Source organism: Pseudomonas sp. LBUM1641 (assembly GCF_059716235.1).
On record NZ_CP166815.1, the window covers coordinates 110,156 to 134,311 of the forward strand.

General features: G+C 56.3%; 16 protein-coding genes, 2 tRNA genes and 4 rRNA genes. 9 read left to right on the plus strand and 13 right to left on the minus strand.

What is annotated here, in order from left to right:
- Positions 1-23: 23 nt before the first annotated feature.
- The 9 genes from ACA046_RS00540 to ACA046_RS00580 all read right to left on the minus strand — a co-directional run bounded on the left by ACA046_RS00540 (position 24) and on the right by ACA046_RS00580 (position 7,820).
- The gene (locus ACA046_RS00540) at positions 24-332 is read right to left on the minus strand and encodes a DUF2388 domain-containing protein (RefSeq protein ID WP_258343044.1); all 309 of its coding nucleotides are present in this window, start codon (positions 330-332) and stop codon (positions 24-26) included.
- A gap of 106 nt (positions 333-438) precedes the next feature.
- Positions 439-759 (minus strand): DUF2388 domain-containing protein, encoded by a 321-nt coding sequence (locus tag ACA046_RS00545; RefSeq protein ID WP_076013345.1) that lies wholly within the window; start codon positions 757-759, stop codon positions 439-441.
- Positions 760-913: 154 nt separating this feature from the next.
- Positions 914-1,108 carry a DUF1127 domain-containing protein gene (locus tag ACA046_RS00550; RefSeq protein ID WP_497675685.1) on the minus strand — a complete coding sequence of 65 codons (195 nt, stop codon included), beginning with the start codon at positions 1,106-1,108 and terminating at the stop codon, positions 914-916.
- A 264-nt stretch (positions 1,109-1,372) separates the two neighbouring features.
- Positions 1,373-1,588 carry a DUF1127 domain-containing protein gene (locus ACA046_RS00555; RefSeq protein WP_003214752.1) on the minus strand — a complete coding sequence of 72 codons (216 nt, stop codon included), beginning with the start codon at positions 1,586-1,588 and terminating at the stop codon, positions 1,373-1,375.
- A gap of 318 nt (positions 1,589-1,906) precedes the next feature.
- Positions 1,907-3,400 (minus strand): succinyl-CoA:acetate CoA-transferase ScpC, encoded by a 1,494-nt coding sequence (gene scpC / locus ACA046_RS00560; RefSeq protein ID WP_459025076.1) that lies wholly within the window; start codon positions 3,398-3,400, stop codon positions 1,907-1,909.
- A gap of 180 nt (positions 3,401-3,580) precedes the next feature.
- Entirely contained in the window at positions 3,581-5,017 is a 1,437-nt protein-coding gene (locus ACA046_RS00565) for an NAD(P)(+) transhydrogenase (Re/Si-specific) subunit beta (protein ID WP_497675686.1), read from the minus strand.
- Entirely contained in the window at positions 5,017-5,337 is a 321-nt protein-coding gene (locus ACA046_RS00570; protein WP_003187417.1) for an NAD(P) transhydrogenase subunit alpha part 2, read from the minus strand. The genes ACA046_RS00565 and ACA046_RS00570 overlap by 1 nt, the downstream gene beginning before the upstream one ends.
- 15 nt (positions 5,338-5,352) lie before the next feature.
- Positions 5,353-6,474, minus strand: coding sequence for a Re/Si-specific NAD(P)(+) transhydrogenase subunit alpha (locus ACA046_RS00575; protein WP_497675687.1), 1,122 nt, complete (start codon positions 6,472-6,474; stop codon positions 5,353-5,355).
- Positions 6,475-6,920: 446 nt separating this feature from the next.
- Positions 6,921-7,820: a LysR family transcriptional regulator gene (locus ACA046_RS00580; protein ID WP_459025082.1), complete on the minus strand. Its 900-nt coding sequence runs from the start codon at positions 7,818-7,820 to the stop codon at positions 6,921-6,923.
- Positions 7,821-7,977: 157 nt separating this feature from the next.
- Between ACA046_RS00580 and ACA046_RS00585 the strand changes: the two genes are divergently transcribed.
- The 8 genes from ACA046_RS00585 to rrf (ACA046_RS00620) all read left to right on the plus strand — a co-directional run bounded on the left by ACA046_RS00585 (position 7,978) and on the right by rrf (ACA046_RS00620) (position 16,493).
- Positions 7,978-9,159 carry an acyl-CoA dehydrogenase gene (locus ACA046_RS00585; RefSeq protein ID WP_010168706.1) on the plus strand — a complete coding sequence of 394 codons (1,182 nt, stop codon included), beginning with the start codon at positions 7,978-7,980 and terminating at the stop codon, positions 9,157-9,159.
- Positions 9,160-9,172: 13 nt separating this feature from the next.
- Positions 9,173-10,393 (plus strand): CaiB/BaiF CoA transferase family protein, encoded by a 1,221-nt coding sequence (locus ACA046_RS00590; RefSeq protein WP_497675688.1) that lies wholly within the window; start codon positions 9,173-9,175, stop codon positions 10,391-10,393.
- A 640-nt stretch (positions 10,394-11,033) separates the two neighbouring features.
- Positions 11,034-12,570: ribosomal RNA gene (locus ACA046_RS00595) — 16S ribosomal RNA — on the plus strand.
- Positions 12,571-12,653: 83 nt separating this feature from the next.
- Positions 12,654-12,730 (plus strand) — tRNA-Ile (locus ACA046_RS00600).
- Positions 12,731-12,760: 30 nt separating this feature from the next.
- A tRNA-Ala gene (locus ACA046_RS00605) sits at positions 12,761-12,836 on the plus strand.
- A 248-nt stretch (positions 12,837-13,084) separates the two neighbouring features.
- Positions 13,085-15,978: ribosomal RNA gene (locus ACA046_RS00610) — 23S ribosomal RNA — on the plus strand.
- Positions 15,979-16,152: 174 nt separating this feature from the next.
- Positions 16,153-16,268, plus strand: a 5S ribosomal RNA gene (rrf, locus tag ACA046_RS00615).
- A gap of 109 nt (positions 16,269-16,377) precedes the next feature.
- Positions 16,378-16,493: ribosomal RNA gene (rrf, locus tag ACA046_RS00620) — 5S ribosomal RNA — on the plus strand.
- The 16S, 23S and 5S rRNA genes sit together here with 2 tRNA genes alongside, the layout of an rRNA operon.
- Before the next feature lie 75 nt (positions 16,494-16,568).
- Here rrf (ACA046_RS00620) and ACA046_RS00625 read toward each other — a convergent pair.
- From ACA046_RS00625 to ACA046_RS00640, 4 genes are all read right to left on the minus strand, one after another.
- Positions 16,569-17,744, minus strand: a complete 1,176-nt coding sequence (locus ACA046_RS00625) for a PepSY-associated TM helix domain-containing protein (RefSeq protein WP_497675689.1) — start codon at positions 17,742-17,744, stop codon at positions 16,569-16,571.
- A gap of 71 nt (positions 17,745-17,815) precedes the next feature.
- Positions 17,816-20,308 (minus strand): TonB-dependent siderophore receptor, encoded by a 2,493-nt coding sequence (locus ACA046_RS00630; RefSeq protein WP_497675690.1) that lies wholly within the window; start codon positions 20,306-20,308, stop codon positions 17,816-17,818.
- Positions 20,309-20,413: 105 nt separating this feature from the next.
- Positions 20,414-21,397, minus strand: a complete 984-nt coding sequence (locus ACA046_RS00635; RefSeq protein WP_459025092.1) for a FecR domain-containing protein — start codon at positions 21,395-21,397, stop codon at positions 20,414-20,416.
- Positions 21,394-21,894, minus strand: coding sequence for a sigma-70 family RNA polymerase sigma factor (locus ACA046_RS00640; protein WP_459025094.1), 501 nt, complete (start codon positions 21,892-21,894; stop codon positions 21,394-21,396). Before ACA046_RS00640 ends, ACA046_RS00635 begins: the two co-directional genes overlap by 4 nt.
- A gap of 279 nt (positions 21,895-22,173) precedes the next feature.
- Between ACA046_RS00640 and ACA046_RS00645 the strand changes: the two genes are divergently transcribed.
- Entirely contained in the window at positions 22,174-24,054 is a 1,881-nt protein-coding gene (locus ACA046_RS00645; RefSeq protein ID WP_497675691.1) for a methyl-accepting chemotaxis protein, read from the plus strand.
- Positions 24,055-24,156 lie beyond the last annotated feature (102 nt).

A 24,156-nucleotide genomic window follows, 5' to 3' on the forward strand; every position in this document is an offset into this window, starting at 1 on the left:
AAGACTCCGAAATACAAAGATGATTATTGGACGAGAATTGCTTGCGCCAGTTCAAGGTCACTGGCGTTAAGTTTTGGCTGGGTTTGGCGTAGATAATCCAGCGCTGATTCCAGTCGGGCTCCCCGCCATTGGCCGTCAGTGGCAATGAAAGCGGCAGCGTCATCCTGGGCGGCCAGTATCAGTTTATGGTCGAACGGTGCGGAGGTCACTTTGCTGGTGGCGTACGCACTGACAACGAGGCTCTGGGTGGATAGGTCAAAGGCCAGAACTTGCGTGGACCAGCAGGCGCAAAACATTACGGGAACGATCAACAGGCGGTATGAAAAAGCCATGGGACTCGACAACTGAAAGCGAGCGCCAAGGCTAGCGTAATGCCCGTGCGAGAGCCAGCGCGGAGGTTTCAGGGAGCGTTTGGGCTCCCCTCTTCCTCGCCTGCGGTCAGATGGCCAGGATCGCCTGGGCCAGTTGAGCATCAGTCGCGATGTTCAGTTGTGGGGCCTGTTGGCGGATCTGGGCCAGGGCGCTTTCCAGTTTCACACCACGGATGGCACCTTCGCTGGCCACAAAGCTGGCGGCGTCGTCGCGGGCGGCACGTACGACTTTGTTGTCACGCAGGGAGGATGTAGCGTCGGAGGTCGCATCTGAGGTGGCTTTCAGTGCGCCGACGATCGAGTCCGTGGTCACGATCAGGCTGGAGGCGTTGGCATTGGCAGCCAGGGACAGCAGTGCTGCAGTGCTCAGCAGGCGAAGACGGGACATGGGGTGACTCCTGTGGATGAACGAATAAAGGTGGCACAAAGCCGCTAAGTGAGCAGCGGGACCATGGGCATCAGACGCCCGTTCTACAGGGTTCGCCACGTGGTAACCGGATATTAAGCCGCCGTTTATCCGTTCGGATAGCCACCCGAGCGGATTACTCGCTCCAGAACGATTTGGACAGCTCAGATGCTCGGTCCCCGTGACTGATTCCCGCGTCAGACAATTCCCGCGGATCCAGTTGAGCCAGCAGCCTGCGCGTGCGGGTACGTTGCCCCCAGCGGGCGAGCGCTGCGGTCGTGCGCTTGAGTAGCCGTATCAACAGAGAGCGTTGCTGAATTTGGGTAGTCATGACGAGCGCCTTTCATGGAGTTCTGGAACACCATGTTGGGCCGGAAGGTATTACCGGTACAGATACACCAAGGCTTAATTGTACTGCTTAATTGTTATGTTTTTTAAACTGTACCTGTCCAAATGAAAGCCTTCTGTTTTAGCCCTTGAAAAATCCAAACCCCAGAAACCACAAAACCCGCCTTCGGTTACCCGGGGCGGGTTTTGCTTTATCAATTCGGAGTGCTGGCGGTGGACCCGGTGGGTCAGGGCCAGCGGACGCTAATTAGCGCCAGAACGGCTTGCTCAGCTCTTCGTAGCGTTGTGCTTCGCTGATACCGGCGTCAGCCAGCAGACGCGAATCCAGGCGAGCCAGTTGATGGCGGCTGGAGATGCGGCGCTGCCACAACATCAGGTTGGCGAGAACGCGCAGAGGCAGGGAAGCCTGGGTGTTTACAGCTTTTTCTTCGAAGAACAGATCGGAACTGAGTGTACGTTCCATGATGACATCCTTCCGCTTGTGGCGGGATTAGGTAGTGGTTTAACTGATGCCAATGATCCTCCTCCGGCGCAAGACTCTCTAGATACAGTTCACCTGTATTGTGAGGGGCCAGTTAACTGTTTATAGAGGCTGTACTGTACGAATTTGGGGCAACTGTACCTATGAGCACTTTAATGGTGCGTTTTAGGTGGTTTTGGAGGTGCGGGTAGGATTTTTCGGTAGGAAATGACCGGTACAGCAGTACAGTTTTTTATAAAAATTGGGTTTGGAAGCCCGGACTGATGAAACTGTGTTTGCATCAGTCCGAATCTGTATCAATCACGCCTTCAGCATATGCCCGGTTTCTTCCAGGTTGATGTGCCAACTCAGGGCTTCTCGCAGGATATGCGGGGTGTGACCGCCTAAAGCACAGGCTTGGGTGAAGTACGTGTTCAGGGCATCGCGGTACGCCGGGTGCACGCAGTTGTCGATGATGACCCGAGCCCGCTCCCGCGGCGCCAGGCCCCGCAGATCTGCCAGGCCGACCTCGGTCACGAGGATGTCGACGTCATGCTCGGTATGATCCACATGGCTGACCATTGGCACCACGCTGGAAATCGCGCCAGCCTTGGCGATCGACTTGGTGACAAAGATTGCCAAGTGCGCGTTACGCGCAAAGTCGCCCGAGCCGCCAATCCCGTTCATCATCCGCGTGCCGCAGACGTGGGTGGAGTTGACGTTGCCGTAGATGTCGAACTCCAGTGCGGTGTTGATACCAATGATGCCCAGGCGCCGCACCACTTCCGGGTGGTTGGAGATTTCCTGAGGCCGCAGCACCAGCTTCTCTTTATAGCGTTCCAGGTTGCCGAACACGTCGGCGTTGCGACGCTCCGACAACGTGATCGAGCTACCGGAGGCGAAGCTGAGTTTGCCGGCGTCGATCAGGTCGAACGTGGAGTCCTGCAGAACTTCCGAATACATCGTCAGGTCTTCGAACGGCGACTCGATCAAGCCACACATCACCGCGTTGGCGATGTTGCCGATGCCGGCCTGCAGCGGACCGAGCTTGTTGGTCATGCGCCCGGCGTCCACTTCTTCTTTAAGGAAGTTGATCAGGTGATTGGCGATCGACTGAGTGTCGGTGTCGGGCGGCGTTACGGTGGAGGCCGAGTCCGATTGGTTAGTGATGACGATGGCGACGATCTTCTCCGGCGGGATCGGGATCGCGGTGCTGCCAATACGGTCGTCCACGGCCACCAACGGAATTGGCGTACGGGTCGGGCGATAGCTCGGGATATAGATGTCGTGCAGACCTTCCAGGTTCGGGTTGTGCGCCATGTTGATCTCGACGATCACCTGCTTGGCGAAAATCGCAAAACTGGCAGAGTTACCCACAGAAGTGGTCGGAACAATGTGGCCTTGCTCGGTGATCGCCACGGCCTCGATCACCGCAATGTCTGGCAACTTGAGCTGATTGTTGCGCAGTTGCTCGACGGTTTCGGACAGATGCTGGTCGATAAACATCACTTCGCCGGCGTTGATCGCCTTGCGCAGCGTGCTGTCCACCTGGAATGGCATGCGTCGCGACAGTACGCCGGCTTCGGTCAGTTGCTTGTCCAGGTCGTTGCCCAGGCTGGCGCCGGTCATCAGAGTGATTTTCAGCGGTGATGTCTTGGCGCGTTCGGCCAAGGCGTGCGGCACGGCCTTGGCTTCACCGGCGCGGGTGAAGCCGCTCATGCCGACGGTCATGCCGTCCTGGATCAGTGCGGCAGCGTCAGCCGCGCTCATGACCTTGTTCAACAACGAAGGCAAGCGGATACGATCACGGTACATGGATTGTTATCTCGGGCTACGGAAGCAAGATGCGCAGTCTAGTGATTTCAAAAAGTTTCGTCCCGCTACCATGGTCGAATGCCAGGCAGCGATTTAGAGCCTTTTGTCGGTTTTCTATCGGTAATAAAAAACCCCAGCCTACTAAAGGCCAGGGTTTTGGGTATTGCGCTGGCGCAGTGTTTATTCGACGGCCTTGACCATGTCTTCGATGACCTTCTTGGCGTCGCCGAAGACCATCATGGTCTTGTCCAGGTAGAACAGTTCGTTGTCCAGGCCGGCATAGCCGCTGGCCATAGAGCGCTTGTTGACGATGATGGTCTTGGCCTTGAACGCTTCGAGGATCGGCATGCCCGCAATGGGCGATTTGGGATCGTTCTTGGCGGCCGGGTTGACCACGTCGTTGGCGCCAAGTACCAGCACCACGTCGGCCTGGCCGAACTCGGAATTGATGTCTTCCATCTCGAACACCTGATCGTAAGGCACTTCTGCCTCGGCCAGGAGCACGTTCATGTGGCCAGGCATGCGACCGGCAACCGGGTGGATCGCGTACTTCACGGTCACGCCGCGGTGAGTCAGCTTCTCGGTCAGCTCTTTCAGCGCATGTTGCGCCCGTGCTACCGCCAGGCCGTAGCCCGGGACGATGATCACGGTGTCGGCGTTGGTCAGCAGGAAGGTCGCATCGTCAGCCGAACCGGACTTCACCGGGCGCGCTTCTTTCGAGCCGGCCGGGCCAGCGGCGTCTGCCGTATTGCCGAAACCGCCGAGCAGCACATTAAAGAAGGAGCGGTTCATCGCCTTGCACATGATGTACGAGAGGATCGCGCCGCTTGAACCGACCAGCGAGCCGGCGATGATCAGCATCGAGTTGTTCAGCGAGAATCCGATACCCGCTGCTGCCCAGCCGGAGTAACTGTTGAGCATCGAGACGACCACCGGCATGTCGGCGCCGCCAATCGGGATGATGATCAGCACGCCTAGCACGAACGCCAGGGCCAGCATCAATGCGAACGCGCCGAGGTTGCCGGTGAACATGAAGGCCAGGCCCAGGCCCAGCGTCAACAGTCCCAGCACCAGGTTCAGCTTGTGCTGGCCGCTGAACTGTACCGGTGCGCCCTGGAACAGGCGGAACTTGTACTTGCCCGACAGCTTGCCGAAGGCGATGACCGAGCCGGAGAAGGTAATTGCACCGATGGCTGCGCCGAGGAACAACTCCAGGCGGTTGCCTGCGGGAATCGAATCCCCCAGGTGTTTCACGATGCCCAGGGATTGCGGCTCCACGACTGCGGCGATGGCAATAAACACCGCAGCCAGGCCGATCATGCTGTGCATGAACGCCACCAGCTCCGGCATCTTGGTCATTTCCACGCGCTTGGCCATGATCGAGCCCGCGGTGCCGCCGACCAGCAGGCCGACGATGACGTAGCCGATGCCAGCCGTTGCCAGCTCGGCGCCGAGCTTATAGATGAGGCCCACAGTCGTGAGCACCGCCAGTGCCATGCCGAGCATGCCGAACAGGTTGCCGCGCCGCGAAGTGGTTGGGTGTGACAAGCCCTTGAGGGCCTGGATAAAGCAGATCGACGCGACCAGGTAGAGCGTCGTAACCAGATTCATGCTCATTACTTCGGCGCCTCTTCTTTTACTTTCGGGGCTTTCTTCTTGAACATCTCAAGCATCCTGCGGGTAACCAGGAAGCCACCGAATACATTGACCGCTGCGAGGGCCACAGCCAGGGTGCCCATGGTCTTGCCCAGCGGCGTCACGGTGAGCGCGGCAGCCAGCATGGCGCCAACGATCACGATTGCCGAAATCGCGTTGGTCACGGCCATCAGCGGGGTATGCAAGGCCGGGGTGACGTTCCAGACCACGTGATAACCGACATAAATCGCCAGCACGAAGATGATCAGGTTGTAGATACCGGGGGAGATAAGCTCTTCCATCGTCTGAATCCCTGCTTAGGCGTTTTTGCGGATGACTTGGCCGTCGCGGCACATCAGGCACGCGGCGACGATGTCGTCTTCGAGGTTGATTTCAAACTGCCCTTCCTTGGTGAAGACCAGCTTCAGGAAGTCCAGCAGGTTGCGTGCGTACAGCGCCGAGGCGTCGGCTGCGACGGCGCCTGCCAGGTTGGTCGGGCCGCAGATGGTCACGCCGTTTTCCACGACCACCTGGTCTGCCACGGTCAGCGGGCAGTTGCCGCCTTGGGCTGCGGCGAGGTCGATGACCACCGAGCCTGGCTTCATCTGTGCGACGGTCTCGGCGCTGAGCAGGGTCGGTGCCTTGCGGCCCGGGATCAGTGCGGTGGTGATGACGATGTCGGCTTGCTTGGCGCGCTCATGCACGGCCAGGGCCTGGCGCTGCATCCAGCTTGTTGGCATCGGGCGCGCGTAGCCGCCAACACCGACGGCGCACTCACGCTCTTCATCGGTTTCGTAGGGCACGTCGACGAACTTGGCGCCCAGGGATTCGATCTGTTCCTTTACGGCCGGACGCACGTCGGACGCTTCGATGACCGCACCCAGACGCTTCGCGGTAGCGATCGCCTGCAGCCCTGCTACGCCTGCGCCGAGAATCAGCACGCGGGCGGCTTTCACTGTGCCGGCGGCAGTCATCAGCATTGGCATGAAGCGAGGGTAGTGATGAGCGGCAAGCAACACGGCCTTGTAGCCGGCGATGTTGGCTTGGGAAGACAGCACATCCAGGCTCTGCGCGCGGGAGGTACGCGGCGCGGCCTCAAGGGCAAAGGCCGTGACGCCATGCTCGGCCAGCCGGGTGATGGTTTCGTTGCTGAACGGATTGAGCATGCCCACCAGCACGGCGCCACGGTTGATCAGCGTCAGTTCGCTGTCATTGGGGGCGACCACCTTGAGGATCAACTCGGCGCCGAATGCATCACTGGCGCTGCCAATGGTTGCGCCTGCAGCTTCATAGGCACTGTCGACGACACTGGCATTGACGCCTGCCCCGCTTTGCACAGTGACCTTGTGGCCCTGGCCGATCAGCTTCTTGATGGTTTCCGGGGTGGCAGCCACCCGCGTTTCACCGGTCTGGGTTTCGAGAGGAACACCAATGTGCACGTCAAATCTCCTGCATGATCTTTTTGCTTTGATTTTGTAAAAAGGCCAGTGCACCGCAAGAGGCACATCTGGGCGGCCGATCAGCACGATCCCGCTGAAACACAGCGGGGCGCGGCATTTTGCAGGCGAACTTTACGGCCTTCAAGAGATTATGACGGGTGACGAAAAATTAACTACAAGTCACCCTGTGACTGATTGTCGCAACGCTTGGTTATAAACCTTTCAAATACATACAGTTAAAGGGTTTTAGCTGATCTCAGCGCTTTTTTCCATCGCCGATGTGAATGGCTGTGTATCGCCGGGAATTTATGGCTACAGGCCAATATAAACATGGCTTTAAGCCTTGTTTTGGGATGAAAGTTACGGTCTTCTAAATTGCGACATATATATACATATGTAGGTATTTGTATTTTTTGACTACAGGATCAGCTTATTGATTTTACCCTTTAGATATTGGGGTTATAGCGTTGTGACTGATCAATCAGCCAGTCTCTGAATGCGTGGAGAGAAGCAGATTCGACTTTTCTCTCGGGAATCATCAGGTAGTAAGCCTTCGCGCTCGCCAATACCTGAGGGCTGGCGACCACCAAGTGCCCTTCCTTCAATTCCCCCTGAATAAGGAACGGCGGGATCAGTGCGACGCCCATGTCGTGCATGGCTGCCTGGGACAACATGGAGAATAGCTCGTAACGCGGCCCTGTCATGTCGCGGGGTATGTCCAGCTGTTGCGCGTTGAACCACTGGCGCCAGGCGTAGGGTCGTGTGGTTTGCTGCAGAAGAGGCAGTTCGGCGATTTCCTGCGCGGTGAAGTGCGTGCGCTCGCCCAGCAAGCGAGGGCTGCACACCGGGAGTGGGTTTTCTCCCATCAGTTTGTGGGATTCGGTACCGGACCAGTCGGCATCGCCAAAGTAGATCGCGGCATCAAATTCGGTATCGGCGAACAGGAAAGGCCGTGTGCGGTTGGTGAGGTTGACGGTGACTTCGGGGTGTTGGCGCTGGAAGTCCTTGAGGCGCGGGATCAGCCATTGGGTGCCGAAGGTCGGGACCACCGCCAGTTCGATAACGTTGGTGCCCTGCTGGCCCATGACCGACAAGGTGTCGCGCTCGACCGCGTCCAGCTGTGTAGCCACCCGGCGGCTGTAGGAAAGCCCGGCTTCTGTCAGTTTTACACCTCGGCGCGAGCGTCGAAACAGCTCGACACTCAAAAATTCCTCGAGGCTGGCGATCTGTCGGCAGATTGCGCCTTGGGTGATTGAAAGCTCCTGCGCAGCCTTGGTAAAGCTCTCGTGGCGGGCTGCTGCTTCAAAACTGACCAGGGCTGTCGTGCTGGGAATCTTTCTGCGCATGTACCGTAGCCTCACAAGTAAAGAGCATCTATAGCGCTTATGGATGTTACGGAGTGAGAAATTAGCACAAGGCTATGCAAAAACCTCGTTTGCCCTCTTCGCCTGCCCGGCCTAGGCTCCATGCACGACTTTTGATTTACTTCGCGAGGACTCACTCATGGGCGGTAAGGCAAGCTTCAACTGGATCGATCCACTGCTGCTGGATTCACAGCTCACCGAAGAAGAACGCATGGTGCGCGACAGTGCCGAGCAGTTCGCCCAGGACAAGCTGGCGCCGCGTGTGCTCGAAGCCTTCCGCCATGAAAAGACGGACCCTGCGATCTTCCGCGAGATGGGTGAGACCGGCCTGCTGGGGGCGATGATTCCAGAGCAGTACGGTGGCAGCGGCTTGAACTACGTCAGCTATGGCCTGATCGCACGTGAGGTCGAGCGCGTGGACTCCGGCTACCGTTCGATGATGAGTGTGCAGTCCTCGTTGGTGATGGTGCCTATCAATGAGTTCGGCACCGAAGCGCAAAAGCAGAAATACCTGCCAAAGCTGGCCTCTGGCGAATGGATTGGCTGCTTTGGTCTGACCGAGCCTAACCATGGTTCCGACCCGGGCGCGATGATTACTCGTGCGCGTAAGGTGGATGGCGGCTACAGCCTCACCGGCAGCAAGATGTGGATCACCAACAGCCCGATTGCCGATGTGTTCGTGGTGTGGGGTAAGGACGATGCTGGCGACATCCGTGGCTTCGTCCTGGAAAAGGGTTGGAAAGGCCTGAGTGCTCCAGCGATTCACGGCAAGGTCGGGCTGCGCGCGTCGATCACCGGTGAGATCGTCATGGACAACGTGTTTGTGCCTGAAGAAAACATCTTCCCGGATGTGCGCGGCTTGAAAGGACCGTTCACTTGCCTTAACTCGGCGCGCTACGGGATCTCGTGGGGCGCGTTGGGTGCTGCGGAGTTCTGCTGGCATACCGCGCGCCAGTACACCCTTGATCGTCAGCAGTTCGGGCGACCATTGGCAGCTACCCAGTTGATCCAGAAGAAGCTGGCAGACATGCAGACTGAGATCACCCTCGCCCTGCAAGGTTGCCTGCGGTTGGGCCGTATGAAGGATGAAGGCACTGCGGCTGTGGAAATCACCTCCATCATGAAGCGCAACTCGTGTGGCAAGTCCCTCGACATTGCCCGGATGGCGCGGGACATGCTCGGTGGTAACGGCATCTCCGATGAGTTCGGTATTGCCCGCCACCTGGTCAACCTTGAGGTGGTGAATACCTATGAGGGTACCCACGACGTGCATGCGTTGATCCTGGGGCGCGCGCAAACCGGCATTCAGGCGTTCTATTAATAGGAGAACGACCATGGGCGCGCTATCGCACCTGCGGGTACTGGATTTGTCGCGAGTGCTGGCGGGCCCTTGGGCCGGGCAGATACTTGCGGACCTGGGCGCTGAGGTGATCAAGGTCGAGCGGCCCGGCAGCGGCGACGACACTCGTGCCTGGGGGCCGCCTTTCCTCAAGGATGCCTATGGGGAGAACACCACTGAGGCGGCGTATTACCTGTCGGCCAATCGCAACAAGGAATCAGTGACCATCGACTTCACGCGGCCGGAGGGTCAGAAGCTGGTGCGTGACCTGGCGGCGAAGTCCGACATTCTGATCGAGAACTTCAAAGTGGGGGGCTTGGCGGCTTATGGGCTGGACTATGAGTCGCTCAAGGAGATCAATCCGGAGTTGATCTACTGCTCGATTACCGGGTTTGGCCAGACGGGCCCTTATGCGACGCGGGCGGGCTACGACTTCATGATTCAGGGGCTTGGCGGGCTGATGAGTCTGACTGGCCGCCCGGAGGGTGAAGACGGCGCCGGGCCGGTCAAGGTGGGTGTAGCGCTGACGGATATCCTTACGGGGCTCTATTCGACGGTTGCGATTCTGGCTGCCATGGCTCATCGAGACCATGACGGCGGCGGTCAGCATATCGATATGGCGCTGCTGGATGTACAGGTAGCTTGTCTGGCCAATCAGGCGATGAACTACCTGACGACGGGTGTCCCTCCCAAGCGTCTGGGTAACGCTCATCCGAATATCGTGCCGTATCAGGATTTTCCTACGGCAGATGGCGACTTCATCCTTACAGTGGGTAACGACGGGCAGTTCCGCAAGTTTGCAGAGGTGGCCGGGCAACCGCAGTGGGCAGATGATCCTCGGTTTGCCACTAATAAGCTGCGAGTGGCCAATAGGGCGACGCTGATCCCGTTGATTCGCCAGGCGACTGTATTCAAGACAACTGCTGAATGGGTCGCTCAGCTGGAGCGGGTGGGCGTGCCTTGCGGGCCGATCAATGATTTGGCGCAGGTGTTTGCCGATCCGCAGGTGAAGGCGCGCGGCTTAGCAATGGAGTTGCCTCATGCGCTGGCGGGAATGGTGCCCCAGGTGGCCAGCCCTATGCGCCTGTCCAAGACGCCCGTTGAATACCGTAGTGCACCACCCCTATTGGGTGAGCATACCCATCAGGTGCTACAGCAAGTGCTGGGTTTGACGCCGGCGAGTGTGTCGGCACTTAGGGACGCTGGAGTTATCTGAAGACTCTCTTCTATATAGAGGGCTGTTTAGGCTCTCTATATAAGAGGGGATTGGTCGAATTTTAGTCAGAAGTGCCTATTTGATAGAAATCCTAAATTAAGGGTTGACGGCAGATTCTGGAAGTCTATAATTCGCCCCACTTCCGGCGCAGTCGAAACGGAAAACTCCTTGGTAAACAAAGAGTTATGTAGGTTTCGATAGCGAGCTGCTTCAGATCATCGAAGCCCAGAAGGAGTTAGTAAGGTCGTGTTGTTTAGCCCTATTAACGGTTCGATCTTCTCGGTCGAAAGCGGAGAAAAAGAGGTGTTGACAGCAGCGTGTAACGCTGTAGAATTCGCCTCCCGCTAACGAGAGATCGGAAGCGCAAGTGGTTGAAGTTACAAAGGAAACTTTGAAAACTTCTTAAAAAAACCGCTTGACAGCAACAGAGGCTGCTGTAGAATGCGCGCCTCGGTTGAGACGAAAGATCTTAACCAACCGCTCTTTAACAACTGAATCAAGCAATTCGTGTGGGTGCTTGTGGAGTCAGACTGATAGTCAACAAGATTATCAGCATCACAAGTTACTCCGCGAGAAATCAAAGATGTAACCAACGATTGCTGAGCCAAGTTTAGGGTTTCTTAAAAACCCAAAGATGTTTGAACTGAAGAGTTTGATCATGGCTCAGATTGAACGCTGGCGGCAGGCCTAACACATGCAAGTCGAGCGGTAGAGAGAAGCTTGCTTCTCTTGAGAGCGGCGGACGGGTGAGTAATGCCTAGGAATCTGCCTGGTAGTGGGGGATAACGTTCGGAAACGGACGCTAATACCGCATACGTCCTACGGGAGAAAGCAGGGGACCTTCGGGCCTTGCGCTATCAGATGAGCCTAGGTCGGATTAGCTAGTTGGTGGGGTAATGGCTCACCAAGGCGACGATCCGTAACTGGTCTGAGAGGATGATCAGTCACACTGGAACTGAGACACGGTCCAGACTCCTACGGGAGGCAGCAGTGGGGAATATTGGACAATGGGCGAAAGCCTGATCCAGCCATGCCGCGTGTGTGAAGAAGGTCTTCGGATTGTAAAGCACTTTAAGTTGGGAGGAAGGGCAGTAAATTAATACTTTGCTGTTTTGACGTTACCGACAGAATAAGCACCGGCTAACTCTGTGCCAGCAGCCGCGGTAATACAGAGGGTGCAAGCGTTAATCGGAATTACTGGGCGTAAAGCGCGCGTAGGTGGTTCGTTAAGTTGGATGTGAAATCCCCGGGCTCAACCTGGGAACTGCATTCAAAACTGACGAGCTAGAGTATGGTAGAGGGTGGTGGAATTTCCTGTGTAGCGGTGAAATGCGTAGATATAGGAAGGAACACCAGTGGCGAAGGCGACCACCTGGACTGATACTGACACTGAGGTGCGAAAGCGTGGGGAGCAAACAGGATTAGATACCCTGGTAGTCCACGCCGTAAACGATGTCAACTAGCCGTTGGGAGCCTTGAGCTCTTAGTGGCGCAGCTAACGCATTAAGTTGACCGCCTGGGGAGTACGGCCGCAAGGTTAAAACTCAAATGAATTGACGGGGGCCCGCACAAGCGGTGGAGCATGTGGTTTAATTCGAAGCAACGCGAAGAACCTTACCAGGCCTTGACATCCAATGAACTTTCTAGAGATAGATTGGTGCCTTCGGGAACATTGAGACAGGTGCTGCATGGCTGTCGTCAGCTCGTGTCGTGAGATGTTGGGTTAAGTCCCGTAACGAGCGCAACCCTTGTCCTTAGTTACCAGCACGTAATGGTGGGCACTCTAAGGAGACTGCCGGTGACAAACCGGAGGAAGGTGGGGATGACGTCAAGTCATCATGGCCCTTACGGCCTGGGCTACACACGTGCTACAATGGTCGGTACAGAGGGTTGCCAAGCCGCGAGGTGGAGCTAATCCCAGAAAACCGATCGTAGTCCGGATCGCAGTCTGCAACTCGACTGCGTGAAGTCGGAATCGCTAGTAATCGCGAATCAGAATGTCGCGGTGAATACGTTCCCGGGCCTTGTACACACCGCCCGTCACACCATGGGAGTGGGTTGCACCAGAAGTAGCTAGTCTAACCTTCGGGAGGACGGTTACCACGGTGTGATTCATGACTGGGGTGAAGTCGTAACAAGGTAGCCGTAGGGGAACCTGCGGCTGGATCACCTCCTTAATCGACGACATCAGCTGCTCCATAAGTTCCCACACGAATTGCTTGATTCATTGAAGAAGACGATAAAGAAGCAGCCCGAAATTGGGTCTGTAGCTCAGTTGGTTAGAGCGCACCCCTGATAAGGGTGAGGTCGGCAGTTCGAATCTGCCCAGACCCACCAATTTTGTGTGGGAAACGCCTGTAGAAATACGGGGCCATAGCTCAGCTGGGAGAGCGCCTGCCTTGCACGCAGGAGGTCAACGGTTCGATCCCGTTTGGCTCCACCACTACTGCTTCTGTCATGTAAAGCTTAGAAATGAGCATTCCATCGTTGTGATGGTGAATGTTGATTTCTAGTCTTTGATTAGATCGTTCTTTAAAAATTTGGGTATGTGATAGAAAGATAGACTGAACGTTACTTTCACTGGTAACGGATCAGGCTAAGGTAAAATTTGTGAGTTGCTCTTAATTGAGTATTATCGAATTTTCGGCGAATGTCGTCTTCACAGTATAACCAGATTGCTTGGGGTTATATGGTCAAGTGAAGAAGCGCATACGGTGGATGCCTTGGCAGTCAGAGGCGATGAAAGACGTGGTAGCCTGCGAAAAGCTTCGGGGAGTCGGCAAACAGACTTTGATCCGGAGATGTCTGAATGGGGGAACCCAGCCATCATAAGATGGTTACCTTACACTGAATACATAGGTGTATGGAGCGAACCAGGGGAACTGAAACATCTAAGTACCCTGAGGAAAAGAAATCAACCGAGATTCCCTTAGTAGTGGCGAGCGAACGGGGACTAGCCCTTAAGTGGCTTTGAGATTAGCGGAACGCTCTGGAAAGTGCGGCCATAGTGGGTGATAGCCCTGTACGCGAAAATCTCTTAGTCATGAAATCGAGTAGGACGGAGCACGAGAAACTTTGTCTGAATATGGGGGGACCATCCTCCAAGGCTAAATACTACTGACTGACCGATAGTGAACTAGTACCGTGAGGGAAAGGCGAAAAGAACCCCGGAGAGGGGAGTGAAATAGATCCTGAAACCGTATGCGTACAAGCAGTGGGAGCCCACTTTGTTGGGTGACTGCGTACCTTTTGTATAATGGGTCAGCGACTTATTTTCAGTGGCGAGCTTAACCGAATAGGGGAGGCGTAGCGAAAGCGAGTCTTAATAGGGCGTCTAGTCGCTGGGAATAGACCCGAAACCGGGCGATCTATCCATGGGCAGGTTGAAGGTTGGGTAACACTAACTGGAGGACCGAACCGACTACCGTTGAAAAGTTAGCGGATGACCTGTGGATCGGAGTGAAAGGCTAATCAAGCTCGGAGATAGCTGGTTCTCCTCGAAAGCTATTTAGGTAGCGCCTCATGTATCACTGTAGGGGGTAGAGCACTGTTTCGGCTAGGGGGTCATCCCGACTTACCAAACCGATGCAAACTCCGAATACCTACAAGTGCCGAGCATGGGAGACACACGGCGGGTGCTAACGTCCGTCGTGAAAAGGGAAACAACCCAGACCGTCAGCTAAGGTCCCAAAGTTATGGTTAAGTGGGAAACGATGTGGGAAGGCTTAGACAGCTAGGAGGTTGGCTTAGAAGCAGCCACCCTTTAAAGAAAGCGTAATAGCTCACTAGTCGAGTCGGCCTGCGCGGAAGATGTAACGGGGCTCAAACCATACACCGAAGCTACGGGTATCACCTTCGGGTGATGCGGTAGAGGAGCGTTCTGTAAGCCTGTGAAGGTGAGTTGAGAAGCTTGCTGGAGGTATCAGAAGTGCGAATGCTGACATGAGTAACGATAATGGGTGTGAAAAACACCCACGCCGAAAGACCAAGGTTTCCTGCGCAACGTTAATCGACGCAGGGTTAGTCGGTCCCTAAGGCGAGGCTGAAAAGCGTAGTCGATGGAAAACAGGTTAATATTCCTGTACTTCTGGTTATTGCGATGGAGGGACGGAGAAGGCTAGGCCAGCTTGGCGTTGGTTGTCCAAGTTTAAGGTGGTAGGCTGGAATCTTAGGTAAATCCGGGATTCTAAGGCCGAGAGCTGATGACGAGTGTTCTTTTAGAACACGAAGTGGTTGATGCCATGCTTCCAAGAAAAGCTTCTAAGCTTCAGGTAACCAGGAACCGTACCCCAAACCGACACAGGTGGTTGGGTAGAGAATACCAAGGCGCTTGAGAGAACTCGGGTGAAGGAACTAGGCAAAATGGCACCGTAACTTCGGGAGAAGGTGCGCCGGTGAGGGTGAAGGACTTGCTCCGTAAGCTCATGCCGGTCGAAGATACCAGGCCGCTGCGACTGTTTATTAAAAACACAGCACTCTGCAAACACGAAAGTGGACGTATAGGGTGTGACGCCTGCCCGGTGCCGGAAGGTTAATTGATGGGGTTAGCTAACGCGAAGCTCTTGATCGAAGCCCCGGTAAACGGCGGCCGTAACTATAACGGTCCTAAGGTAGCGAAATTCCTTGTCGGGTAAGTTCCGACCTGCACGAATGGCGTAACGATGGCGGCGCTGTCTCCACCCGAGACTCAGTGAAATTGAAATCGCTGTGAAGATGCAGTGTATCCGCGGCTAGACGGAAAGACCCCGTGAACCTTTACTATAGCTTTGCACTGGACTTTGAATTTGCTTGTGTAGGATAGGTGGGAGGCTTTGAAGCGTGGACGCCAGTTCGCGTGGAGCCAACCTTGAAATACCACCCTGGCAACTTTGAGGTTCTAACTCAGGTCCGTTATCCGGATCGAGGACAGTGTATGGTGGGTAGTTTGACTGGGGCGGTCTCCTCCTAAAGAGTAACGGAGGAGTACGAAGGTGCGCTCAGACCGGTCGGAAATCGGTCGTAGAGTATAAAGGCAAAAGCGCGCTTGACTGCGAGACAGACACGTCGAGCAGGTACGAAAGTAGGTCTTAGTGATCCGGTGGTTCTGTATGGAAGGGCCATCGCTCAACGGATAAAAGGTACTCCGGGGATAACAGGCTGATACCGCCCAAGAGTTCATATCGACGGCGGTGTTTGGCACCTCGATGTCGGCTCATCACATCCTGGGGCTGAAGCCGGTCCCAAGGGTATGGCTGTTCGCCATTTAAAGTGGTACGCGAGCTGGGTTTAGAACGTCGTGAGACAGTTCGGTCCCTATCTGCCGTGGACGTTTGAGATTTGAGAGGGGCTGCTCCTAGTACGAGAGGACCGGAGTGGACGAACCTCTGGTGTTCCGGTTGTCACGCCAGTGGCATTGCCGGGTAGCTATGTTCGGAATAGATAACCGCTGAAAGCATCTAAGCGGGAAACTAGCCTCAAGATGAGATCTCACTGGAACCTTGAGTTCCCTGAAGGGCCGTCGAAGACTACGACGTTGATAGGTTGGGTGTGTAAGCGCTGTGAGGCGTTGAGCTAACCAATACTAATTGCCCGTGAGGCTTGACCATATAACACCCAAGCAATTTGACTACTCCTGACTTGGAAACAAGTAGAAGCATCAGATTGCGGTGTGTGAAGACGAAACGAACCGAAAGTTCGAGATACTCACAAAACACCGAAAGCTATCACATACCCAATTTGCTGAAGCGAGACCAATTGGTCACGACTCAGTACCCGAATTTCTTGACGACCATAGAGCATTGGAACCACCTGATCCCATCCCGAACTCAGCAGTGAAACGATGCATCGCCGATGGTAGTGTGGGGTTTCCCCATGTGAGAGTAGGTCATCGTCAAGATTAAATTCCGAAACCCCTGATTGCTAACGCAATCAGGGGTTTTGTTTATGTAGAAGTCCATGATTTTCACCGGCACGTTGCGAACGCAACGGTCTGGTACACAGAATTTCTTGACGACCATAGAGCATTGGAACCACCTGATCCCATCCCGAACTCAGCAGTGAAACGATGCATCGCCGATGGTAGTGTGGGGTTTCCCCATGTGAGAGTAGGTCATCGTCAAGATTGAATTCCGAAACCCCTGTCTGCTAACGCAGACAGGGGTTTTGTCGTTTAAGGAAGCAAAGAAACAGGACCGACTCAACCTTTGCGTGCCTTCACATTTCGCCTGGCCAGCAACTTGCGCCACCAGATGTAGATCCCGGTTGCCGACAACATCGCGATCACAATCCCCAGCAGCGCAATCAATACCTGCCCCATCAGCCCGATGATCCTGCCTCCATGGATCGGCAGCTGCAGCCGATAAAAGCGCTCTCCCAACGTACCTTGCCCTGCTATTTCCTGCCCTAATAAACGCCCGTCCGTCCCATGGAAAAACAACCAGGATTTTCCATGGGCCTCGGTATCATGTTGCCCAAAACCCGCGCCATAGAAGTTGTACTCGAAGCTGTAGTACAGCTCCCCAATCGCCGCTGTAAGCCCAAGCCGTTTGCCTTCCTCTAACGCCCTTTCATAGGCCTGTTGATAACTCAGCTGCGTCACGCCCAATTGCTCGCTCGGTAGCCTGCCACGAGCCTCATAGATGCTGGCCTCAACCGGTGAAAACAGCGAGACAACTGGTTTGAACACCTGGCTTGGCAAATTCATCGCCACGCTGCTAACTGCAATCGGCAGCAACAACAGCCAAAGCCACAGCCCGCTTGCGCGATGCAGGTCGAAATTCAACCGATAAGCATGACCACCCTTGATCTTCCAAGCCGTGGACCACTTCTTCCAGAATGGTGTGCCCCGCGGCAGGGTCAGCCACAGCGCGATAAAACAATCGAATACCCACGCAATCGCCACCAACCCCATCAGCCACAAACCCCAATTTCCCGGCAGTGTCAGGTTGTAGTGAAACTCCAGAATGAATGGAATGAGATTCTCACGCTGAAAGCAGCAAGCGCCCCAAAAGCGTCGCCCCATTTCTTCACCACTGACCGGATCGAGATAGAAAACCTGGTTAGGTTCATCAAAGGGTTTGCCGGTCGCCGGATCGTTTCTGGCGACTGCCGCCAACATAGCGGTATGACCGGCCTCTTGTGGATATTCCATGTACCAGACCTGCAGCTTGGGATGCTGCCCCTGCAGCGTGTCCACCAGTTCACCTGGCGGCAATGCACGGCCCTTGGCTGTCGCTTCGTAGAACCCGGGATTGAGCCATTCATCCAGTTCATGGTTGAACGCCAGAAGGCTGCCCGTTATCCCCGCCATCATCAGAAACAACGCCGTCGCCAACCCGATGTAACGATGAAATAAAACCAGCAATGCACGCATAAAGTTTTCCTGCAAAGACGACAAAGCCAGCGCCTGGAATCAGGCACTGGCTTTGGATGAATCGAGAGAAATTAGAACTGGTAGCTCACCGTCGCACTGACGTTGCGCTCTTCACCCAGGTAGCAGAAGTTAAGGCTCGCGCACGACGCCACGTAAGACTCGTTCGTCAGGTTGTTGGCATTCAGGCGCACATCCACATCCTTCAACCCCACCTTGCCCAGGTCATAACCCATCGAGGCATCAAACAGCGTGTAGGCGGGCACCTTCATGGTGTTCTCCGCATCCGCCCAGCTGTAGCTGACATAGCGCACGCCACCGCCGAGTCGCAGGCCATCCAGGGCGCCGCTATCGAATTTGTAGTCCGCCCACACCGAAGCCATGTGACGCGGTGCCTGGGTCGGCGAATTTCCCTTGTTCTCGATCACGTTGTCCGCAGTACTCAACGTGCTGACCATCGACTTTGAATACTCGATGTCAGTGAAGGTATAGCTGCCCAGCAACTTGAGATTGTCAGTCAGCTGCATATGCGCCTCCAACTCCAGGCCCTGGGAGCGCACAGCACCTACCGCGCGATAGAAGTTTTCCTGCGGCAGCTTGGTCGCCAGGTTTTCCTGATCGATACGGAACAGCGAAGCGGTGAACAGGTTGTCAGTACCCGGCGGCTGATATTTCAAGCCAACCTCCCACTGGGTGCCGTCGGTAGGTGCCAGGGGATTGCCCGCACTGTCCGAATAGGAGTTCGGGTTGAAGGATTCGGAATAGCTGACGTAGGGCGCAAGACCGTTATCAAATAGATAAAGCGCTCCTGCACGCCCGGTCAGCTTGGTACGTTTATCACTGATCTCCGTGCCCACCGGCCGTCCCGCTTCAGCAATGCGGTTTTCATCAGAGGTCTCAACCCAATCCTGACGCAGCCCGAGGGAGAACCGCCACTTGTCCATCTCAATCAGGTCCTGCAGGTAAACGCCGGTCTGCTCGAGCCGACGCAGATAACTGGTTGGACTGTAATAACTGATCTCGGAATTGCCATACGCCGGAATGAACGCATTGATCGGCGCAAGAGAGCCGCTGCTCCAGTCCACAACGGTTTTGCGCCGCTGATAGTCCGCCCCCATCAACACCGTGTGCTTGGTTGCGCCGGTAAAAAACTCAGCCTGCAGCATATTGTCGATAATGAACGCATGCAGCTTCTCGTCACCGCCTGAGTAGTAGCGATTCAGCTCATTACTGGTGGGCGTGGTCCAGCCATAGGCATACACCTGGTCCAGCCGGACCTTAGAATCCAGATACCGAAAGTTCTGCCGCGCCGTGAAAACATCATTGAAGCGATGCTCAAACTGATAGCCGAACGACTGCTGATCACGTTTGTACCCATCAATGTCCGGCTCACCCTCAAAGAAGTGATTGGAAATTCGCTGGCCATTGCGCTGATGCAGCGCGCCATCCGCTGGCATGCCACCGTGATAGCCACCGTCGGGATCATGCTGTAGATAAGTCTGGAGTGTGAGGGACGTGTCATCGGTAAAGTCGATGCTCAAGGTGGGCGCCAGTGCGTAGCGTTTTTCCTTGGCATGGTCGAACTGTGTGTCGGACTTATCCGCAAGCCCGGTCAGTCGGTAAGCAATACGCTTGTCGTCATCCACCGGGCCGCTGAAGTCGAAACCCATGCCTCGCTGCCCTTGGGAACCCACAGTGGCCTGCACCTGATGGTAGGGCTCAAACAATGGCTTCTTGCTGGTCAACGCCACCAGCCCGCCCGGCGAGCTGCGTCCGTAGAGCACCGATGACGGGCCTTTGAGGATATCCACCCGCTCGAGGAAGTACGGGTCCACCTGCATGGTGCTGTAGGTGCCGCTGTCCCCCATGGATTTCAAACCGTCGAGGTAGATGTTGTCCACCGAACCGTCGTTGAAGCCACGCATCGCCACATAGTCATAGCGGTGAGTCGCGCCATACGGGTTGGTCAACACGCCAGGGGTGTAACGCATGGCCTGGGCAACGGTTTGCGAGCCTTGGTCGTCCATCTGCTCGCGGGTCACCACTGAAACCGTCTGGGACGTTTCCACCAGCGCGGTACTGGTCTTGGTGGCAATCTGGCTGTGAGTCGCGTTGTAGCCGTCCATGCTGCCCAAGGCGTTACCCAGGGCGAAGCCTTTGATATCGGTGGTCGGCAAGGTCAGCGCCTCGCTCTCGGGCTGTGCCTGCAACACGAAACTCACGTCGTCCTGAGCCTGCGCCTGCAAGCCTGACCCGCTGAGCAACTGACTCAAACCTTGTTCGGCAGAGTACTCCCCATGCAGCCCGACAGACTGGCGACCCTGAGTCTGCGCAGGCGTGCTGGAAAGTGTGATGCCTGCCTGACGGGCAAACTGATTGAGCGCATCGCTCAGCGGGCCTGCAGGGATGTCATAGCGCTGGCTGATACGCTCGACGCCGCTATCAGCCGCGGCGCCGGCCACCGGCAGCAAGCCGATGCCCATTGTGGTCGACAGCAACGCTGCACGTACGGCTTTGCTGAGCAAAGGGTAGGAAGAGGGTGAGTTACTGAAAAAACGCACAGTCATTATCGAGATCCGTAGAGGTCGCTGAAGGCAGATTGAATTGCTTACTGTCTAAGCCGGACTCACGGAAAAAAGCCGCCAAAAATAAATCAGGTGCGACAAAAATAATCAGGCCTGACGCTCCAGGCTCACCCACCAGCGGGTGCGATAGCGCAGACGCACAGGCAGCGTCTGCGGAAGGATCGCCAACAGCTTCTCAGTGTCTTCCAGGCGAAAAACACCCGACAATCGCAAGTCTGCGATATCACTTGAACAGCCCAGATAACCCTGGCGATAACGCCCCACCTCCGCCAGGAAGTCGGCAAGACGCATGTTGCGGGTGACGATCAATCCGTCGGCCCAGGCCCCAGTATCCATATCCGAAGGCGGCGCGAGAACGGCCCCGTTCTGATGCACCACGTAGCTTTCTCCTGCATGCACTTGAGTAAACAGCCCGTCGGCGGTATGCGGTGAGTGAATCGCGACGTTGCCTGAGGCCACGCTCAAGCGTGTGCAATCACCGTCCTGGCGCACCACAAACCGCCCGTCGATGCCTTCGAACAAGCCATGGCGGGTGCGAACCAGCAGCGGTGCGGTTGCGACGGCGCCGCAGGTCACCAGGATTTCCCCGCGTACCAACGTGATCAAGCGTTGCTGCGGGTTGAAGTCCAGGTCCACCGCGCTGTCGGTATTGAGCTGCAGGCGTGTGCCATCCGGCAGTTGCACGCTGCGACGCTCGCCGGTGGTGGTCGCCAGGTCCGAGGTCCAACGCTGCCAGCCGGTGAGGTCTCGACTGGCCCAGGCCGCCGAGCCCATCAACAGCACGCCGGACAACACCTTCAACGCTTGCCGGCGGCCAAGGCGCTGGGCACTGTTCTCCAGCGCCACATGGGCTCCGGGAATCGCCGCCAACTGGCTGCTCAATTCATGCTGCAGCGCCTGCACGCGTTGCCAGGCCAACTCGTGTTCATGATGAGCCTCACGCCAGTGCTCGCACTGCGCCTTCAGCCGGACATTGGCGCGATTGTTACGCAAGCGCAGCATCCAGCTGATGGCCTGCTTGACCACCTGCGGGTCGGGCCCGGAGCGCGCTGCGTTATCCATCGAGGTCATGCCTCATACCGCAGCACATAACAGTGATACAGCGCCTCGGCGACATACCGCTCTACCGAGCGCACCGACACGCCCATCTGCTGCGCAATCTGCTTGTATGTCAGCCCGTCGCACTGAGCCAGTAGAAACGCCTTGCGCACCTTGGGCTTGAGTCCGTCCAGAAGCCGGGCGATGGACTCCAGCAATTCCAGAATCAGCGCACGCTCTTCAGCACTCGGTGCCAAGGCGTCGGGCAAATGCGCGATGGACTCCAGATAGGCGCGCTCGATTTCTTCGCGACGCCAATGATCGATCACCAGGCCTCGGGCGATGGTGCGCAGGAAGGCCCGAGGAGCCTTGAGTTCGAAGCGTTCGGTTTTTTGCAGCAGGCGCACGAACGTGTCCTGCGCCAGGTCTGCCGCATCTGCTGCATTGCCCAGTCGGCTGCGCAGCCAGGTGTTCAGCCAGCCATGATGGTTGCTGTAGAGCGTCTGTACTGCGTACTCGGAAGAGGGCATTCACGCGGCCTGGCAAAGCGTCACAAATGATAATTAGTCGCATTGTCGGTAAGGCTGAAAAATTTTGCAACTCCTGCCACCACAGGCCTACCGCTGGTCGGCTTCTGACGCAAAAAGCAGATGCTTCTCACAAATTCCTAAGATTTATCCTGACTTGGCCGACAGCCTGACGAGCCATGCGTGCACCGAAATAGAGCAGTCACAGAGTCTGCCTATCCCGTTACATGGAATGTTGCATCCGGCACGCTCACCCCCTTTTGGCAAAAAGAAGTCAATGAAATGAATCTCAAGTTCAGTCATAAAATTCTGTTGGCCGCGTCAGGCGTAGTGGTTCTGGCCTTCGCGTTATTCACGTTCTACAACGACTACCTGCAGCGCAATACCATCCGGCAAAACCTGGAATCGTCTATTCAGCAGTCCGGTGAACTGACCGCCAGCAGTGTGCAGAACTGGCTCAGCGGCCGGGTACTGGTACTGGAAAGCCTGGCGCAAAACGTGGCCCACCAAGGCAGTGCTGCCGATCTTCCGGGGTTGGTCGACCAGTCGGCATTTACCTCCAACTTCCAGTTCACCTACGTCGGTTCAACCAACGGCGTGTTCACCCAACGGCCCGACGCCAAAATGCCCGATGGCTACGACCCGCGTCAGCGCCCTTGGTACAAACAAGCCGTGGCCGCCGACAAGACCATGCTCACGCCGCCCTATATGGCAGCGGTAGGTGGGCTGATCGTGACCATCGCGATGCCGGTGAAAAAGAATGGCGAACTGCTTGGCGTGGTTGGCGGTGACCTGAGCTTGCAAACCCTGGTGAAGATCATCAACTCGGTGGATTTCGGCGGCATCGGCCATGCGTTTCTGGTCAGGGGTGACGGCCAGGTGATCGTCAGCCCGGACCAGGACCAAGTGATGAAAAACCTCAAGGACATCTATCCGGGCACCAACGTACGCATCGAGAAGGTCAGCCAGGAAGTGGTCCTCAATGGCCAGGAACGGATTCTGTCCTTCACCCCCATCAGCGGGTTGCCGAATGCCGACTGGTACATCGGCCTGTCGATCGACAAAGACAAAGCCTACGCACCGCTGGGCAAGTTCCGCACCTCGGCATTGATCGCCATGTTTATTGCAGTCGCTGCCATCGCGGTGTTCCTGAGCCTGCTGATACAGGTCTTGATGCGCCCGCTGACCACCATGGGCCGCGCCATGCAGGACATCGCTCAGGGCGAGGGTGACTTGACCCGCCGCCTGACAGTGGAAAGCAAGGACGAGTTCGGTGACTTGGGCAGTGCCTTCAACCAATTCGTCGAGCGTATTCACGCGTCAATTTCCGAAGTTTCCTCGGCCACCCGTCAGGTACATGACCTGTCCCAGCGCGTAATGGCCTCGTCCAACGCATCGATCGTCGGCTCCGACGAGCAAAGCGCCCGTACCAACAGCGTGGCCGCGGCAATCAACGAACTGGGGGCTGCCACTCAGGAAATCGCACGCAACGCCGCTGATGCTTCGCAACACGCCAGCGGTGCCAGCGAGCAGGCTGATGACGGTCGCAAGGTGGTGGAGAAAACCATCCTGGCGATGTCGGAGCTTTCGCAAAAAATCAGCCTGTCGTGCACGCAGATTGAAACCCTGAACGCCAGCACCGACAACATCGGCCACATCCTGGATGTGATCAAAGGCATTTCCCAGCAAACCAACTTGCTGGCCCTCAACGCTGCGATTGAGGCTGCGCGCGCCGGTGAAGCGGGACGTGGGTTTGCCGTGGTAGCGGATGAAGTCCGCAACCTGGCGCACCGCACCCAGGAGTCGGCAGAAGAGATCCATAAAATGATCACCTCGCTGCAGATCGGCTCGCGTGAGGCCGTGACCACGATGAACGCCAGCCAGACCTCCAGCGAAGAAAGCGTCGAGGTCGCCAACCAGGCCGGTGAACGCCTGGTCAGCGTGACTCAGCGGATCGTCGAGATCGACGGCATGAACCAGTCGGTAGCGGCCGCCACCGAGGAACAGACTGCCGTGGTGGAAACCCTCAACGTCGACATCAACCAGATCAACCTGCTGAACCAGCAAGGCGTGGCCAACCTCAACGAAACCTTGAAGGATTGCGACGCGTTGTCTCAACAAGCCAACCGGCTGAAGCAGTTGGTCGACAGTTTCAAAATCTGATGATTAACCTGTAGGAGCGAGCTTGCTCGCGAAGAACGTCAACGATAACGCAGCGCTATCAGATAGCCCGTGTTGCCTATTCGTTTTTCGCGAGCAGGCTCG

Excerpts from the sequence above, each read along its gene's own strand:
- ACA046_RS00580 (WP_459025082.1), bottom strand. The coding sequence starts at position 7,820 with ATGCGCAGAAAGATTCCCAGCACGACAGCCCTGGTCAGTTTTGAAGCA.
- ACA046_RS00635 (WP_459025092.1), bottom strand. The coding sequence starts at position 21,397 with ATGACCTCGATGGATAACGCAGCGCGCTCCGGGCCCGACCCGCAGGTG.
- scpC (WP_459025076.1), bottom strand. The coding sequence starts at position 3,400 with ATGTACCGTGATCGTATCCGCTTGCCTTCGTTGTTGAACAAGGTCATG.
- ACA046_RS00545 (WP_076013345.1), bottom strand. The coding sequence starts at position 759 with ATGTCCCGTCTTCGCCTGCTGAGCACTGCAGCACTGCTGTCCCTGGCT.
- ACA046_RS00555 (WP_003214752.1), bottom strand. The coding sequence starts at position 1,588 with ATGGAACGTACACTCAGTTCCGATCTGTTCTTCGAAGAAAAAGCTGTA.
- ACA046_RS00630 (WP_497675690.1), bottom strand. The coding sequence starts at position 20,308 with ATGACTGTGCGTTTTTTCAGTAACTCACCCTCTTCCTACCCTTTGCTC.
- ACA046_RS00540 (WP_258343044.1), bottom strand. The coding sequence starts at position 332 with ATGGCTTTTTCATACCGCCTGTTGATCGTTCCCGTAATGTTTTGCGCC.
- ACA046_RS00550 (WP_497675685.1), bottom strand. The coding sequence starts at position 1,108 with ATGACTACCCAAATTCAGCAACGCTCTCTGTTGATACGGCTACTCAAG.
- ACA046_RS00590 (WP_497675688.1), top strand. The coding sequence starts at position 9,173 with ATGGGCGCGCTATCGCACCTGCGGGTACTGGATTTGTCGCGAGTGCTG.
- ACA046_RS00585 (WP_010168706.1), top strand. The coding sequence starts at position 7,978 with ATGGGCGGTAAGGCAAGCTTCAACTGGATCGATCCACTGCTGCTGGAT.
- ACA046_RS00565 (WP_497675686.1), bottom strand. The coding sequence starts at position 5,017 with ATGAGCATGAATCTGGTTACGACGCTCTACCTGGTCGCGTCGATCTGC.
- ACA046_RS00625 (WP_497675689.1), bottom strand. The coding sequence starts at position 17,744 with ATGCGTGCATTGCTGGTTTTATTTCATCGTTACATCGGGTTGGCGACG.
- ACA046_RS00570 (WP_003187417.1), bottom strand. The coding sequence starts at position 5,337 with ATGGAAGAGCTTATCTCCCCCGGTATCTACAACCTGATCATCTTCGTG.
- ACA046_RS00640 (WP_459025094.1), bottom strand. The coding sequence starts at position 21,894 with ATGCCCTCTTCCGAGTACGCAGTACAGACGCTCTACAGCAACCATCAT.
- ACA046_RS00645 (WP_497675691.1), top strand. The coding sequence starts at position 22,174 with ATGAATCTCAAGTTCAGTCATAAAATTCTGTTGGCCGCGTCAGGCGTA.